This window comes from Pseudoalteromonas sp. SMS1 (assembly GCF_021530565.1).
Taxonomy (GTDB): Bacteria; Pseudomonadota; Gammaproteobacteria; order Enterobacterales; family Alteromonadaceae; genus Pseudoalteromonas.
Genome location: NZ_JAKGBI010000001.1, coordinates 307,125 through 324,036 on the forward strand (window position 1 = coordinate 307,125; position 16,912 = coordinate 324,036).

Below are 16,912 nucleotides of genomic sequence, written 5' to 3' on the forward strand. Positions count from 1 at the left end.
GCTGAAAATACATTACTTTATAAGAGAGAAAATAATGAAAACACCTATTATTACCGCGATTTTACTAACACTGATTACATTGGTTATTACCCCACATGTTAGCGCACATGGCAGTGCCCATCCACGCCATGGTGGTGTCGTTAAAATAGCCCATGAAATGGAATTTGAGCTGGTGCGTGAAAAAGCAGGTACAGCCCTTTATTTACGTGACCATGGTAAACCTTATTTCACTGCCCAGCTAACGGGAAAGATCACAATACTTGCATCGGGCAAGAAATCAGACGCCCCATTCACATCCGCGGGGGATAACAAGATGACAGCCAATATTAGTATTCCTGATGGCGCCAAAGTACTTGTAAACATCAAAGAGCAAGGGCACCACGCCGTTACAGTGCGTTACACATTCTAAATAAGTACTGAAGTAGTGCCTTGGCTGAGGTTCAAGGTACTACCACACTATATACATCAACTTATTGTCTTAAGTAATGACAGTTAAGCCTGCTTAAAGCTTGGTATCCATTAACTGCTTCACAACGTCTGTCCACTTTCGAATGTACTGATCAACTTGGTCTTGTTGTTGTAATGAGAGTGTTTCGCGAAGATCCAACATGAGCTTGACTTGCTTTTCTATCCATTGTGCTCTTACACGCTTAATGTGACTCGGCGCGTCATGGATTGAGTTGAAAACATAACCACCAAGCAATGCTTTTTGTTGCTCGTTCAATGCTTGTTCAACTGCCAATAAAGATTCAATTTTTTCAATTCTCTTTTGGGTATGTAAATGCCATACCTCTCTGTAATATTCTGTATCGTCTAAGTACTGTGTCACCAGTTTTTGTTGACTCGGCGTAAGCGTTCCCAATATATCTTCAAACCGCTCCAGTGCCCTTTCTAGTCTCTCGGTATTTTTCGTACGCTCTTGTGCACGTTTTTTTAAAGCAGCGATAAAATCCGCTTTTTGTTGGGTGTTTAAGCCGTGTAACAAACTTGTGGTAGGTGCACTGATACTCAATGATAAGTCAGACCAATGCGTTTGCATGTCCTCGCTGAGGCTAACGATTTGCGCGTAGCTTAAAATACGCCAATTTCCCTCAAGCACCGTCAACCACCTTAAATACAGGGGCATATGCTCTTTTTGATGCATCACTTGAAAGTTGCTAAATGAGCCTAAAAAGAATTGTGTTTGTTCATCATTGAGCTCTACAAGCTCCTCCAATCGGTTTAAAGCCAACCGATCTGCATTTTTGTATACGGTTTCGTAAAAGCAACCACTCAACGTGAGTACCGCAAATAATGCGAGTAAATATTTTTTCATTAAACCCCAAATACAATTAGTTATCATTTTCAGTTGACAAGCAGCGAGAAGTTATTGATAATCATTCTCAATGAAACTTGGTGATCAGTATACGCATTTAGCGCTGTGTTTCATTACTGTGAGTAAACTACTCGACCCAGTTTATTCACATACTCATTTACTTGCTACATTACATTGCTCATATCGGTGACGGTTGATATGAAACTAAAAAGCCCTTTAAGGGCTTTTTTTATTTCCCTTCAAAAGCTTATAATCTAAACTGGTAAATTGCACTAGGTGCATTAAACTAAATTTATCCCCCTGTGCTATAAGGAGAAACGCCATGTGGCAAAAAATAACTCGAACCTTTGTGTTAGCGGGGCTTATTACTTGCTCTGCACCTTCCCTCGCGACCTTAGAAGAAGGTATCGCCGCTGCCAATATGGGAAAATTCGATGTAGCCCTGAAAGAGTTTAGATATCTAGTGGATATGGGCTATGCGCCAGGAATGTATGAACTGGCCAAAATGTATGATGGCGGCTACGGTGTACCAAAAGATCCTAGAAAAGCAGCCGAATTGTTACAACGCGCAGTGAAACTAGGCAGCTCTGATGCCATGTTTGCTTTAGCGGTTATGTACGAAGATGGTCGAGGCGTTAAGCTCGACAAACAAAAAGCAGTTGACTTGTTTACTCAAGCAGCGAAAAAGAACCTGCCAGCAGCCCAATACAATTTAGGTGTTATGTATGCAAATGGTGATGGTGTTACTCAAGATTACCTAGAAGCGCGTTTCTGGTATGAACGCGCAGCTGCCAATAACTATACATTGGCCATGTTTAATCTTGCGTTGCTGTATTATCAAGGGTTAGGAGTTCAGAAAAACATTGAGCGTTCATATATTTGGAATACTTTGGCGGAGTTCAATGGTTATCAACCAGCAGCAGAAAGCCGCCAACTAGACGAACAGAGTATGTCTCGCTCTCAAATCGAGAGAGGACAAAAAATCGCGAATGAAATCTACCATAAAATTCAAGCTCGTACTTATATCGCAGGTAGTGGGTTTGCTCAATAAAGCGTAGTTGTCCTGAAAATTTATCTTAAATACAGCCATGTTAAAATCTTGCCGATGACATGGCGGTATTTACTTAACATTTTACTTCGCCATATGTGGTCACTTGAGCTAAAGATCCCCTTTCCATGACTAAATGTTTTGAACCCCTCGATAGCATGATACTGTCCAAATCCCGAACTACCTACTCCACCAAATGGTAGATCAGCAACCGCCACATGCAAAAGCATGTCATTAATACTCAAATTGCCACATGCCATCCTATATTTAATATCATTTTGAGCGCATTTATTACTCGTATACAGATAGCATGCGAGTGGCGTTTCAGTGCACCTAATGATGCTATTAGCATGCTCTAAGTCTGTCACTCTAAAAATACTCAACACCGGACCAAACACTTCCTCTTGCATCACTTTTAAACTTCTTGTTGGCTCAAAAACAAGGTGCATACCAAAATCATCAGAAGCCGTCATTTCAAGCGGTTTTGAATGCCACACCTCTACACCTTTCGATTTTGCCTGCTCAAGCATCCCAACAAGCCTTTGCTTATGTTTATCATTTAATAGACCTGTATCAGTTTTAGGCTTGGCTTGGTCGCTGCTAAAAGATTCTTTTAACTTTTCAACAAACTGCTCGTAAACAGCTTGATGTACTAGCACATAATCAGGTGCTACACAGATTTGACCACCATTCATCCGCTTTGCAAAAGCGATATCTAATACGGCTTTTTCTATATTTGCATCGTTTAAAATAATGGCTGGTGATTTACCACCCAGTTCAAGTGTGCAAGGTATAAGGCGGCTGGCACATGCCTGATAAACTAGCCTTCCCACATGGGTTGAGCCGGTAAAAAACATATGGTCAAAAGGTAATTCACTAAAGTGCCCACTGACTTCAGCTCCTCCCTCCACGACGATGCAATCTTGCTCTAAGCAAGCCAAAATGGATTTGATGACCTTATTCACGCATGGGGTGTATTCGCTCAGCTTAACCATGACTTTATTGCCCGCAGCAATTGCAGTTGCCAATGGCACTAATGAAAGTTGTACTGGGTAATTCCAAGGTGCGATGATACCGACAACTCCTTTTGGCACATATTCAACATAGGTCTTTGATGGGAAGAATTCGATGCCGGCGCTGCGTTGGTCGGGTTTCATCCATTGATGGAGATTGCGGCTAATATGTCCGATATGGTTCACCGCGGGGACCATATCCGCCATAACAGTATCAAATTCAGCACGATGACTAAAATCTGATTGCGCCGCAACAACTAACTCATCTTTGTTCTGTATGATAGCAGACTTCAGTGCAGCTAATTTTTCAACTCTCAATGCACAGGATGTGTAAGGCTGTGCCAAAAAGGCTGCTTTTAGTCTAAACAGTGCTTGTTCTAATGCGGAATCATGCTCGGGTTTCACTGACGTGCCCTCGTTTTTGTGGTTTCCAAGCTTTGCATGTTAGTGTTACCAAGTTGCGAAACTAATTTGAAGACACATGCCATAAGCACTGACGTGCCATCTTTATTTAACTACCCAGCATAGTATCAAAGAAGCTTAGAAACCACCAACTTGTTAAATCAATGTTATAACTAGTATGCCACGAAAGCGGAATAAAGCGACAAATTCAATAGAAGCGCCGTAGCACAGCCTATTTCATGCTGCGCTATAACATGCAGACAACACTAAAATACAAAAACCCACTTAGCGACTGTGAGCGTCAAGATACTGATCATAGTGATAGCGATTAAGTTCAATACGAAGCCCGCTTTAACCATATCGCGTATTTTAATTTCTCCTGAGCCAAAAACAATTGCATTTGGAGGCGTCGCAACAGGCATCATAAATGCGCAGCTAGCAGCCATCGCAGCAGGGATAATCCAAATAAGCGGTGTGCCAGTTACCTGTTCAGCCACAGGGCCAAGCAAAGGTAAAAAGCCTGCTGCAGTGGCTGTATTGCTTGTCAATTCTGTTAGAAATGTTATCAGTGCCGCAACAGCTATGACACCCAATACAATTGGGATGGCGCTTGCACCTGCCAACAAATTTGCAATGTACTCGGCTAACCCTGAGCCTTTGATTTGACTCGCTAACGTCAAGCCCCCTCCAAACAGCAACAGTATTCCCCAAGGGACATCTTTTGCCGCAGCCCAATCCATCACTTTTTCTTTACCATCTTTGCTTGCAGGTAACACAAATAACAAAATAGACGCAGCAATGGCGATGCCTGTATCGGTAATATCCAGGCCTGTCCAAGTTTGCAAATATGGCCGCAGTAACCAGCCAAACACGGCAAACAGAAATACAAACAGCACATTCTTTTGCGCAATTGACATCCTACCAAGCGCAGACAATTGAGAAGCGAAAATCTCCGATAATGCTGAGCTATTTTCTTGCTTAGACAGTTTAAATGCAAACTTTGTTAACCATATCCAGCAAAGTAAAATCATACCAAATGTAAACGGAACGGCCACTATCATCCATTGAGCAAAACCTATTTTAATTTGATAGTTATCCCATAAATATGCCACCATCAATGCATTAGGCGCAGTGCCAATAATCGTCCCGACACCACCTAAACTGGCACTGTACGCGATAGCCAGTAGCAAAGCCTTGGCATAATTGTCACAACCATTGCCATTTTTTTGCAATACATGAATGACTGACAATGCGATAGGTAACAACATCAATGTCGTTGCAGTATTGTTAATCCACATCGATAAAAACCCACTTACCATCATCATTGCTAGAATTTGATACTTCGGATTAGTACCGCTTTTCAACATCGTTTTAAGCGCTATTCTTTTATGTAACTGTGACTTTTCCATTGCTATGGAAATCAAAAAACCGCCCAAGAATAGAAAAATCAATGGATGCGCATACGCAGATGAAGTCGTTTTGATATCATTAATACCCACCAGTGGCACTGCCAATAAAGGAACAAGTGACGTGACAGGGATCGGAACAGCTTCACTGACCCACCAAACAGCGAGCCACATAGCAAGGCCAGCGGTTCTCCAACCTGGCTCAGATAACCCCTCAGGACCGTTGGTAAAACATGTAATCAGAAAAAGAAATGGGCCTAAAAAGAGCCACAAATGATTGTAGTGTGCACTGCCTTTATTCATTGTATCTGTCATTTTTGTATTTTTTATAATTATGCTTTGTAAATAAGGAGGCAGTATGAATCACATCGGACATAACGACAAGACAGACCAGCCTTTCAAGGCACTAAAGTAGTTAATTTAATGGTATATTTATGGCGTTACTGGTAGTTGTGTTTTCCCACCAGTAACGCATTGAAGAATACCCTCTACTTCGCACTGTAAGTAAGTGAGACGCCTGAAGACTGCGAGTATCCTCTTATGTCAAAGTGCCATGTTCCAGCGGTTGGCAAATTGAATGTGCAACTCTCGTTGTTTCCGTACAAATATGGTCTGCATCGGTAGGTGGAAGTTGAAGAAGCTGTGCCAAAGTTCACATACAAGTCTGCATCTCCGGTACCGCCAGAGATTGAAACTTTAAGTTCTTGATAGCCAGCACCAAGTGCTACGCTAAAGCGTTGCCATTGACTTGAACCGATATCTATTCCCGTAATCACTTTTTGTATCGGTGTCGGATCGGTTGGCGGCGGTGGAGGTGCACTGCCCGCTGTTTTTGCAAGTTCTGCCACATAGGCAGCAGCCAATTTCGCAAAGTTAATTGAGTGGCTTGCATCAAACCCCGTATCATTGGCGGTGTGAATATTGCGGTTCGCCTCTCTCATTCGAGACTCAAAAGGGAAAGAAGCAGCAATCCCCTGTTGATACCAAGAGGCATGATCGGAACAGCCATAGCCACATCGATCGAACCCATAGTTTAGACTTGGCAAATAAGTATCTAAGAGTTGGCTCATAAATGTATTTTGTGCGCTGTTTGTATAATCAGTAATAAAGACAATGTCATAACTTCCCCCTTTGTTTCCTGACATATCAAACTGTGCCATACCCACAACATTTTTGCCTTGTGCCACATAATCAGCAGCAATCGCTTTAGATCCTCTTAAGCCAACTTCCTCAGCTGCATATCCCATAATTTGTATGGTTCTTTGAGGTTTAAACTCAGAGTTGACAATTGCTTTTAGTACTTCGCTCAGTACAGCTATCCCTGATGCATTGTCATCAGCACCAGGAGCTCGACCATTACTGGAATTCGAACTATTAATAGAATCCAAATGACCGCCGATAATCACTATTTCATCAGCCTTTTCCCGCCCGGGAATCGTCGCGATAACTGAAGGCTGTGCCCAACTATGTGCGTACTGCTCAACACTAATATCGGTTCTGCTTTTAGAAATATCCGTCCAGTGCTGTTTCACCCAATTGGATGCATCTACTCCGGATTGTTGTGTGTAATACCGATTGTAAAATGACATCAACGAATTCACCGTACTGTCTAGGCCAGTTGTTGAAACCCGAGATATGAGATCTTGTACCGTGTCACCATTGTCAATGGTATAAGCTTGCGTTGGCTGAGTCTGATGCGCTCGCGCTAATTGCGACAAATACTGCTGGGCATCCAATTCACTGTCATGGGCCACGAAACCACCACATCGATGGTAATGGTCGTGCATAAAGTGACTTAGTGCAAAGTGTTCCTGTTCATCCACCAGCAATACATCGACATCCGCCGAATTGGAGATAGCACTTTGATACGCAGTGCCCTTTAACGCATTTTCTAGTTGGTAATGATGGCTTGCTTGTGATTCGATGGTTATCCACTTAGGTGTGAGTTCAGTGTTTGCAAAGGCAGGCAAAACAATGCACACCGCCATCGTTAATAAGGCTTTTGTACACATAATTGTTCCTTTAAAGAGGGGTTAAGTTGAGGCGGTAGAACACCGCCTCACCCTTTGGCGAAGTTAGTTGGCTTTAATATTAAGCGTTACACCAGAAGCGCTGCTGTAACCTCGTAAATCGATATGCCAAGTACCACTTTGAGGGTTAGTAAAGGAACAAGATTCAGTATTACCATTTTTATACGGTCTGCACTGATACGTTGATGTGGTTGAAGCGGAGCCAAAATTAACATATAGGTCGGCATCACCTGACCCACCAGAAATCGTCACTTCAAGACTGGAATAACCGGCACCAAGCTGTTGTGTATATCTAGCCCACTGACCCGAACTAACCGCTATGTTGCTCTCTGTTCTGTCAATCGGCGGGGTACTATTACCACCTGACGTGTATGTACCAGTCAATGACACACCTGAGATTTGATTCCATGCCTCAACCATCACATAGTAAGTGCCTGCTTGAATATTGGAAATAGAGCATGTTTCATTACTCGTTGAGGTCGTGCTTTTACAATCGAATGTTTGCAGTGTTGGTCTGCTACCAAACTTAACATATAAGTCAGCATCGCCACTACCACCGACGGTTTCAAACTTTAAGCTTGATGCATCAGCCGGTACATTCAAGATGAAAAATTGTTGCGCTTTAGAGGCGCCGTTAATGCCAGTACGCGCAACACCATTGGTCAGCTCTTCGTCAGTTGGTGGGGTACCACAACTGCTCCCAGAACTTAATTGAGAGTTAACGCCTACTTGTGCTAGCGCCGCTTTTACGTCATCAGGGTTGTAACCCAGATCACATGCTGCATCCATTACACCATTACCAGCTAGATCCCAATCCGTGCTCGCAGTCCAATACATTTGATTCGCCTTAGCCATGACAATAAATGCTTTTTTAGTGTCCCAGCCGGCCGTAGTAGCGAGGTTATAAAACGCTTTGTTAAATACACCTGATGAGTGATGAACATCCATCCCTGAAGTAAAGTTTGCTTGTTGATCGATAGAGCGGCCATCTTTAGTCGGATCGTTCATGTATCTAAGCGCGCCACTTCCTTTAAAGATATCCTGACCAACTAACCAGTCGTTTGAACCCTTCATGTAAAATTCAGCAGCTTCACCTGCCATGTCTGAAAACGCCTCATTCAGACCGCCTGATTTATTTCTGTAAATTAGGCCTGAGTTTTGCTCGGTAAAACCGTGGCTCACTTCGTGTGCGGACACATCTAAGCTAACCAGTGGATAAAATCTATCTTTACCGTCGCCAAACGTCATCGAACGTCCATCCCAGAACGCATTTTCATAGTTATTGCTATAGTGAACACGCATTTGCAATTGGAAACTGAGCGGTGCAGTTCCTAACCAATCGTTATACATGTTGAAAACAACATTCCCAAAGTAGTGTGCATCATTTAAAGGAGAATACGCGCCATTAATAGATTTCACCGTATTTTCAGGACACGTGAAACTGTGAGCAGACGAGCCGCTTGAGCCATGATTGAGGTTAATCGTTTTTACGTTGGCATTATTCATCGTACATGTTGAGCCTGACTGGCTAACATCTAAGTGCCCATAATCTGTCCCATAGTCATATCGACCAGTTTTTTGGTTTCCACCAGGGCCAGATGCATTTGCATGTTGAATATTGTTATAATTAACAAGTACTTCACCTGTATTTGCATCGATAATCATATAAGGGCGAGCGGGCTCATGGCCGTATGTGACATAAGACATCTCATACACTAAACGCGCACTACCAGCAGTATCTAGCCAAACGCCCAGCCTACTCTCTTCATTGTGTTTTTGAACATCTATACCTTTAGAGAAAACTTGAGCTTGTGCAGCTTTTACGGCACCTTCAAGCTTTAATGCAGGTGTTGTACTCGCCAAGTCTGATTCAATGCCGTATACCGCCGCACCATGTGCGTGTTTCAGCGCACCTTGCTGATTAAACGTTAAGCTCACTGTATCTCCTATGACAGGTAAACCTTGATACATTTGTTGATAACGGTGTGTGATCGATCCATTTTTATGTTTAAAAGATTTCAATACTTTTAGCTGACTTTGCGTACTCAACCCGATCATTTGAGCTGCTGGTGTAGAGAGAACAGCAGGTGCGCCAGATTGCAGCATCATACTTAAGTTTGCTTCATTATTTAAATAATGCTTTTGCGCAGCAGTCGCGCCCCCTGACATTAAGGCTAACGCGGATAACGTCACCGTTGTTATCATTGATAGTTTCACTTTTATGCTCCTTGATTGTGTGTTTTTGTCTCTCATTTCAAGGTGAGAGCGCATGTTAACAACCCATGCCTGATTGAGATTAGCCAAATGAAACAGTAAATACACTTATTTTTTACAATTGTTGCAAATTTGCATCTACATATATTTATGCAACAACTTCATTAGCTTAATGAATTTCTATCAATGTTAACGATCTACGATGGTTAAATGTGTAAACTATTTAATACAAACCTAGTATTTATACTCTTTTCAGGTATGACAGAAAGAAATGAAAGTGACACACTTTAGCTAAAAGGTTTAAGCTAAAGCATAGGGGGTATGTTGGGTCGTTGCATGAACTTGTGGCTTCTTTTTCACCCGAATCCACCCTCGTCAAGCCTTTAGACTACACCAGTCTATGTTAATCACTTTAAAAACTAAGTAGCTGACTAAGTTTGCCGAACACCAATAAAAGACATTGAAAAAATAGCGATATTCTGGAACTCGTGTTCTCTCATTGATGATATCGAGCCAGCACATATATGCTGTTCTACTACTCCATTATCCGACTAACAACACAGGTTATCGTGTTAAGACAGAGGCTCGAATAGCATAGCGCAGAATTGAATACCGCTTAGTCAGAGACGCTGTGGTCCCAAGTGAGGTGGCATGTTATATTAGTAAAAAGAGCTTGCGTGCTAACATTTTTAATATTTGTGAATACAACTAAAACTTATAAGTGTAACGCATTCTGACTTGCCGACCTCTTTGAGGTACTCTGCCATCGTACCGCCTGGGGTCAAACGCATCCGTTTCTTTGTCAAACAAGTTTTGAATTTGCAAAGCAATCCCTTGAGATTCATCCAAACGCCAACTTACCGTAGCACCAAATATCCAATGACTCGGTTGCCTGTAAGGCGAAAAATCGGGATCATCTGGTAATTCGAAAGGAATCACTGTAATACCATCTCGCCACAAACCATTCAATGCATATTGAAATTCGCCAGCCTTGAAATTAAACACCAAAGATCCGAATTTTTTGTAGCTTGGGTTAAAGGGCAAATCAATGTATTGAGTAAACGTCGTACTCAACCACGCATTTTTTGATATATGAACAGAACCATTAAACTCAATACCTTGCATACTGGTTTCGAACACATTATCAAATGTAAACCGCGTTTGTGCTTCGTCGACAGGGATCAAATTTATAAAGTCTTCTAACTCATTGTCAAATACTACCAAGTCCACTTGCCAATCTTGATCTTGAATATGCCAAACTAGCTCAGTGGTTTTCACGTACTCAGCTTTTAAGTTGGGGTTTCCTTGCGTCACTTCATCGTTTGAATTCAGTTCATTGCTCACCGGCACCCGGAAAGATTCACCGTATTGTAGTTTAAAGGTATGTTTGGGGTTAAAACGATAAATTACCGCAAGTCTGGGTGAAAGCTTTTTGTCGATGTCCAACACATCATCAAATCTCGCACCAGTGAAAATGGTCACATCATCATTTACGGTATACTTCGCTTGCACGTACGCTGCATATGAGTCAAAGTCCTGTTTAAGCGACGTAAATGGAGCGTAGTCTTTAATTACTCGAAGCCCCCCTAAATAGAATGCTTCTGCTGGGAGTACGATCTGTTGTTGAGGGTCGTAATAATTGGTGTATACGTCTGCTCGAGACTGCTCTTCCCACGAATATTCTCCACCGATTATAATATTCAGTGCCTCACTGTGGTCATAGACAAACTCGGTGTTCAAAGTGAGGTCTTTTGATTGCCAACGAGGTCCGACAAATAACCCATGCGCTAGGCCTAACTCTTCCGCTGTTGCAATTTGCCCACTGCTCTTTATATCGTGCTTGATAAACTCTACTTTCGTTTTATTACGCAATGACTCTGAGAGTGTGTCTTCAAATTCTAGTTGCATCCCTAAATTACGACTGGTGTACTCATTCTCTTTGGACTCACCGGATAAATTGATAAATTCATCTAAGCGAGTTTCAGTATTGTGAATGGAAAATTGCCAGTTGTGCCACTTCATATCAATTTCAACAAAACGGCCGTCAACGGGATCCCGAACGCCTTGCTCGAAATACTTATCGCCGTCATCACGATACAAAGACGCATTGATATTTAGCTCGATCCCATTTTCAAAGCCCTGATGCATACTCATTGCACCTTGATACATCCCTTTGTCACCCACTGCTGCCATCAGTCTATTGTCATTTTTTCTGGTAACGATATTCATTACCCCTAAAAATGCATTACTGCCATACAATGCGGACCCTGGCCCTCGGATAAACTCTACCCTTTCAACTACTTCAACAGGAATAAAAGGGGCATAAACAGACGCTTTGCCAAATGAAGATTCGTTGAGCCGCTGACCATTCAACATAACCAAAACGTTACCACTGTCTAAGTACACGCCGCGGGCGTGCTCTTTTGGTACCGCACCTACCCAATCACCTCGCGTGGATTGCATACCAGGGACAAAATTCATCAGCTCATACACATTAGCGACACCCAACAACTGGATATGCTGTTGATTAAAAACGGTAATACTTGAGGGGACTGAGGTAGACGTTTCAGCAGTTTTAGTTGCCAATGTAATATTAACATCAAGCAATTCTTCAAAGCTCAACTCAAACAAGTCTTCTTGAGATGCGTTGCTGGTAGCGCTTATAAAAGTGGCAAGAATTAGAGGGACTGTTTTTTTCATTTTGAGCCTTACTACTTACACGATAGTAAGCTCATGTTTAAATAAAGAAAACTTTATCTAACTTTGGCTTACACAGTTACCGTCCATACAACTTAATAATACGCATGATATGCAACTGTGCAAGTTTTTGCTTATGTTTTTACGCCGTTTGTAATTTCTTTGCTTTGAAATACTTATAAAGGCCGATAAGTGACGCTGCGATCCAGAATAATTCGATCACGAAGCTTGCAAGATTAAAGTTGTAACATAAGCTAATGAGCAGCAAGATTGCTCCTGTGAGGTTCATGAGGTTATATTTGAGGCCGTCTGGTGCGACTTTTTCTAGCTGTAGTAAAAAGAAAGCACCAACAACAAGAAAAGTGCCTGTCATACCAATAACGTCAAATAAGATATCAATCATGTTTTTGTCCATAGATTTTGTGGATACTCACCCAAACACGCTGGCCCTACTCCATGGGAAGGGTGACTTTCAATCGTTGAAACAGCACAAACTTTAAAAGTATGGCTAATATCAATTGCAATCTACAGGATAAATGTCCGCTAATTATCTATTTGAAAGTGACTTTATTTCCCACTATTTTCAGTGCTGGCGCACCTCTTATGAGTGTCTTTCGAGAAAACTCTTGCTCGCAATTGGGGCAATGTGTTTGATTGATTGTATGATCAACGCTAATTCTTTCGACAAAGCACTTTATTAAATTTCCTTTTCCTCCTTTTCGATACTTGAATAACTGCGTTTTACATTTCGAACAAAATATATCAACTGTACGAATTGGCCCTTTTTTATTTGGCTTAGCCACTTAGTTAAAGCTCCCTACAACAAATCCAATTAATGTAAATTGTAACGTGTGATATCCCGCATTGACCAGAAACAGCTTCAAGGGTCTTTGTTCAAACAAGTAACTCACACCAAAAGAAGTACCGACAAACACCACGCCAATTCCCATACCATATAACATCGTATCCAAAGCCGAAGGTGACGTTCCAACTGCAAGTGCCACGCCGGCTGACGCGAGTAAGCAAAATATAAAAGCGCCAAGGAAAATCATTTTGTGATTTGCATTTTTCAGGTCAAGCTCCGTTAAACCCGCACCTTCTAACCACGCCTGCTGAAACATCAAGGGAGAATACCAGACTCCACCTAACACAAAAGAACCAATTGCGCTTAGCAATACGGCAAATACGTTCACTTCAAATAAATACATAGATACTTGCCCCATTATCTCGTTAATTTCAATTTAGTTAATAACTGAGAAATGAGCAATGTCGCTTAGACCTTTATAGTCACTTAGTAACGGGGCGTTTTTGCAATTTTCGCTGCAATGTTCTTCTATGCATATTCAACTGCCTTGCAGTTTCCGAAACATTGCCGCCATTTGCTTGCAACGTTTGTTGAATATGTTCCCACTCTAATCGCTCTGGAGACATTGTAGACTCGAAGCAGCTCTGTACTTCAACATTTTCCCCTAGTAACTTTTTAGCAATCAATTTTGTATCTGCGGGTTTAGTTAAATAATCATCAGCCCCTAACTTAATCGCCTCAACCGCCGTCGCAATGCTCGCAAAACCGGTCAGTAAAACCAGCTTGCATTCGGGTAACGTCTCACGGATTTTCGCAATATAGTGAAGCCCAGAACCATGTTCTAGTTTCATATCGAGCAAAACAAAATTAGGCGCGAACTGTAAACATGTATCAATTATTTCTGATTCCACATTAACGCACTGACAATCAAAACCCATTTTTGCCATTCTACGCGCCAACGTATTAGAAAAAGCGATATCGTCCTCAATAATCAATAACTTCATCGAGCACCTACTATTGGTAATTTTACCGTGGATAATACACCACCTTGCGGCAGATTCTCTAGCTTTAGCTCTCCTTCGATACGCTCTAATGTGGCATGCGTAAGCAATAAAGCCATACCAAAGCCACTGTCACTTTCCACGATAGACTTTCCAATCTCGTCTAACTTGTGCTCAGCGATTCCTCGCCCTTGGTCTTGTATGGTCAAAAACCAATAGTCATTTTTAACGAAAGTATTTAATTCGATTTTAGTCATGCCTGAACGCTCGTTGGCTTTTGCGGCATTCACGACTAAATTTAGCAGCGAAGGGATCAGCATGGGATCTCCCTGTATGGTGGAAGGCTCTGACTTTTCTTCAATTTGAATTGCTTGATTAGGATATTGGAGCGCCATCAACTCTTCTAATTGTGCAAGTACATAATTCGTAGACTGCAACTTTGTCTGTCCTTTGAGCTTCAATAGCTCGGTTTGATCTCTAAAGCCGTCCAGCTGTGTGCGGCATTGGGATATGGGGTCAACCATTTCTTGCACTGCTGGGTGGGTTGGGTAATCTTCTTGAAGCTCCTCTAAAAGTAAGCTTAGGTGCGCAATTGGAGTCGCTAGTTGATGCGTAACTTGAGCGGCTGCACTGCCCAATGCTAACAATTGCTCTTGTTGAAGTTGTTTCTCTCTCGTTTTTGCAAGTAATGCTTCTCTCTCTCTTATACGTTTCACCAACAGCGCAACAACCCCAACGGTCACCACAACCATAAAAACGAAATTGACGAACATACCTAGGAGATGCTCACCCATATGCATACCATGATGATGCATCGGCATCGTGACAGCGATATAAAGATAACCATATGCACTTAATGCACAGGCAGACACAAATAACACATAGCCTATGGATACCGTGACTGCAGCAATAATACACGGGAGTAGTAGTAAAGAAACAAAGGCATTACTCGCCCCGCCCAAAAACGAAAGAAGAATAGATAAGAACAAAACATCCGCAACAAGCTGCAATGTCATTGCACGTTCAGAAATTTCCCTAGAGCGTCGATAGACAAAAATGCTGAGTAATTGAAACACAGATTCCAAAGCAATAATGGTAAAAACGGGCTTATGTGGCAAGTGCTTATCGAGTAATAAAATAGAGATAATTACGAGTACGAGCTGAAGCACAATGGCAATAGAGCGCAGTAATAACAGCTGACCCAGCGCAGATTGAGGGGAAAAAGCGATAACCATTTAAAAGGTCCAAATCAAAATGATAGCGTACTTTACCGCACCCAAGTCGTAACTCAAAACATAGCGAAACGTGTACTAGTCATAATTCAAAATAAATTCAGGACTCGGTGTGCCCTGATGAAAAAGCAACTGCCATCCGACTGTATTTTTACGCCAAATTGACATCCTTAAAGAATATTGCAAGTTGCTGTAGGCATTGCGCCGATAGGCAGCCTGATAGGTTAACTGAGCAATGTTCTCAGCCAACATTTGTCCCCTAAAATCTTGATTGTAAAACTGGGGCACTTTCTCGCTGGGTAATCGAGACAAAACATGACGCTTGTTGAACAGCAAACCATTGGCAGATATTTCATAAAAATCATCGTCCAACATAACAGACAAACGCTCCTTTGATTCTCTTACGTTAGGCTCAAGTAATTGACGCTCTAAAGAAATAAGTTCGTCCAGTAATTCCTGAGTGATTTTTTGAGTCATAAAGTGCTGATATTTAGCCTGTTTCAAACCTAATTTTAGACAAATGTAGCAAATCAACAAGGTTATCTTTGTGTACGAAACAATAGTTTGTTATAAATGTGCGATTACCCAAGTGGTCGGATTTGATAAAGAGACACTATGATTTACGCAAAAATAACAGGCTGGGGCAAAGCAGTGCCACCGGCCGCCATCAGTAATGATGAAATCAGCTCTATTGTTGACACAAACGATGAATGGATTGCAACCCGAACGGGAATACGATCAAGAAGGGTTAGCCATGTTAGTACAGCAGAACTAGCCACGATTGCCAGCAAACATGCTTTAGCGTGTGCAGGGTTGGACGGCAAAGATATTGACTTGGTACTGTTGGCCACGTGCACCCCCTCAACCATGGTTGCGAACACCGCTTCTTTGGTGCAAAAGAATATTGGTGCCACTGGGGCGGCTGCATGTGACACCAATGCCGCTTGTTCAGGCTTTTTATATGCGCTACAAAACGCCACCGCTCAAATCCAAGCAGGCATGATTAAACGCGCGGTTGTAGTTGCAGCAGAGCGGATGACTTGGTATGTAAACTGGGCGAAGCGCGACAGTGCCGTTTTGTTTGGAGACGGTGCGGGTGCTGTGATATTGGAAGCTAGCACAGAGCCAAGTGGCCTGATGGGCACAAAAACAGGGTGTGATACAGAAGACAGAGATATTCTTCATATCACTAACTATGGTTCTGACATCGACAAATACAAGCCTGTTGGCCCTTCTGACTTGCTATTTGAGGGCCGTGAAATTTTCAAACGAGCGGTTACAGGTATGAGCATAGCGTGTGATGATGTGATGCAAAAGGCCCAGTTAAACTTGGACGATATCGATGTGCTGATACCGCATCAAGCGAATTTGAGGATCATTCAAGCTATCCAGAAAAAGTTGAATATCAACGACGAGAAAGTCATGGTCAATATTGACCAGTATGGTAACACCTCAGCTGCTACTATCGCCATTGCGTTATGTGAAGCTGTAGAAAAAGGCTTAATCACCCCTCACGCTAATATCATGTCTGCAGCGTTCGGCGCTGGATTAACTTGGGCTGCGAGTTACATTCGTTGGGGTGAACGTACAACGCCAATCAATACTTGTGACTACACGTTCCCGGTATGCGAAAAATCGGGGCTAGAGCTGGTCCATGAGGCCGTCTTGGCATGTAAAGCCAAAGACTAATCCCCCTTATTTTTGGGCAGCTATTATCTACATAGCTGCTCGCTATCCCCCAACAGACCT

At 42.3% G+C, this 16,912-nt stretch carries 15 protein-coding genes; 3 read left to right on the plus strand and 12 right to left on the minus strand.

The genetic code is table 11. The features are described from left to right. Positions 1-34 precede the first annotated feature (34 nt). Complete coding sequence (locus L1286_RS01290) at positions 35-409, plus strand: hypothetical protein (RefSeq protein WP_235405116.1); 375 nt, start codon at positions 35-37, stop codon at positions 407-409. A gap of 93 nt (positions 410-502) precedes the next feature. On the opposite strand, the gene L1286_RS01295 is transcribed toward L1286_RS01290, so the two are convergent. Continuing rightward, positions 503-1,315, minus strand: a complete 813-nt coding sequence (locus L1286_RS01295; protein ID WP_235405117.1) for a membrane lipoprotein lipid attachment site-containing protein — start codon at positions 1,313-1,315, stop codon at positions 503-505. A gap of 322 nt (positions 1,316-1,637) precedes the next feature. Here L1286_RS01295 and L1286_RS01300 point away from each other — a divergent pair, with 322 nt between their 5' ends. Continuing rightward, positions 1,638-2,366, plus strand: coding sequence for a tetratricopeptide repeat protein (locus L1286_RS01300; protein ID WP_235405119.1), 729 nt, complete (start codon positions 1,638-1,640; stop codon positions 2,364-2,366). A 20-nt stretch (positions 2,367-2,386) separates the two neighbouring features. Here L1286_RS01300 and L1286_RS01305 read toward each other — a convergent pair whose 3' ends face one another. The 11 genes from L1286_RS01305 to L1286_RS01355 all read right to left on the minus strand — a co-directional run bounded on the left by L1286_RS01305 (position 2,387) and on the right by L1286_RS01355 (position 15,640). After that, complete coding sequence (locus L1286_RS01305; protein ID WP_235405120.1) at positions 2,387-3,781, minus strand: aldehyde dehydrogenase family protein; 1,395 nt, start codon at positions 3,779-3,781, stop codon at positions 2,387-2,389. A gap of 263 nt (positions 3,782-4,044) precedes the next feature. Beyond that, the gene (locus L1286_RS01310) at positions 4,045-5,499 is read right to left on the minus strand and encodes an SLC13 family permease (RefSeq protein ID WP_235405121.1); all 1,455 of its coding nucleotides are present in this window, start codon (positions 5,497-5,499) and stop codon (positions 4,045-4,047) included. Between the two features lie 173 nt (positions 5,500-5,672). Beyond that, positions 5,673-7,196 (minus strand): M20/M25/M40 family metallo-hydrolase, encoded by a 1,524-nt coding sequence (locus L1286_RS01315; protein ID WP_235405123.1) that lies wholly within the window; start codon positions 7,194-7,196, stop codon positions 5,673-5,675. Between the two features lie 63 nt (positions 7,197-7,259). Next, complete coding sequence (locus L1286_RS01320; protein WP_235405124.1) at positions 7,260-9,431, minus strand: M4 family metallopeptidase; 2,172 nt, start codon at positions 9,429-9,431, stop codon at positions 7,260-7,262. A 705-nt stretch (positions 9,432-10,136) separates the two neighbouring features. Continuing rightward, entirely contained in the window at positions 10,137-12,128 is a 1,992-nt protein-coding gene (locus L1286_RS01325) for a TonB-dependent receptor plug domain-containing protein (RefSeq protein ID WP_235405126.1), read from the minus strand. A gap of 139 nt (positions 12,129-12,267) precedes the next feature. Beyond that, positions 12,268-12,528, minus strand: a complete 261-nt coding sequence (locus tag L1286_RS01330; RefSeq protein ID WP_235405127.1) for a CBU_0592 family membrane protein — start codon at positions 12,526-12,528, stop codon at positions 12,268-12,270. A 148-nt stretch (positions 12,529-12,676) separates the two neighbouring features. Beyond that, positions 12,677-12,928: a hypothetical protein gene (locus tag L1286_RS01335; protein WP_235405128.1), complete on the minus strand. Its 252-nt coding sequence runs from the start codon at positions 12,926-12,928 to the stop codon at positions 12,677-12,679. Then, positions 12,929-13,333, minus strand: coding sequence for a DUF1761 domain-containing protein (locus L1286_RS01340; RefSeq protein ID WP_235405130.1), 405 nt, complete (start codon positions 13,331-13,333; stop codon positions 12,929-12,931). 79 nt (positions 13,334-13,412) lie between these two features. Continuing rightward, on the minus strand, positions 13,413-13,934 hold the full coding sequence (locus L1286_RS01345) for a response regulator transcription factor (RefSeq protein WP_235405131.1): 522 nt from the start codon (positions 13,932-13,934) through the stop codon (positions 13,413-13,415). Then, entirely contained in the window at positions 13,931-15,166 is a 1,236-nt protein-coding gene (locus L1286_RS01350; RefSeq protein WP_235405132.1) for a sensor histidine kinase, read from the minus strand. Before L1286_RS01350 ends, L1286_RS01345 begins: the two co-directional genes overlap by 4 nt. 75 nt (positions 15,167-15,241) lie before the next feature. After that, the gene (locus L1286_RS01355; RefSeq protein WP_235405133.1) at positions 15,242-15,640 is read right to left on the minus strand and encodes a nuclear transport factor 2 family protein; all 399 of its coding nucleotides are present in this window, start codon (positions 15,638-15,640) and stop codon (positions 15,242-15,244) included. Between the two features lie 138 nt (positions 15,641-15,778). On the opposite strand from L1286_RS01355, the gene L1286_RS01360 reads away from it, so the two are divergent. After that, positions 15,779-16,852 carry a ketoacyl-ACP synthase III gene (locus L1286_RS01360; protein ID WP_235405134.1) on the plus strand — a complete coding sequence of 358 codons (1,074 nt, stop codon included), beginning with the start codon at positions 15,779-15,781 and terminating at the stop codon, positions 16,850-16,852. Positions 16,853-16,912 lie beyond the last annotated feature (60 nt).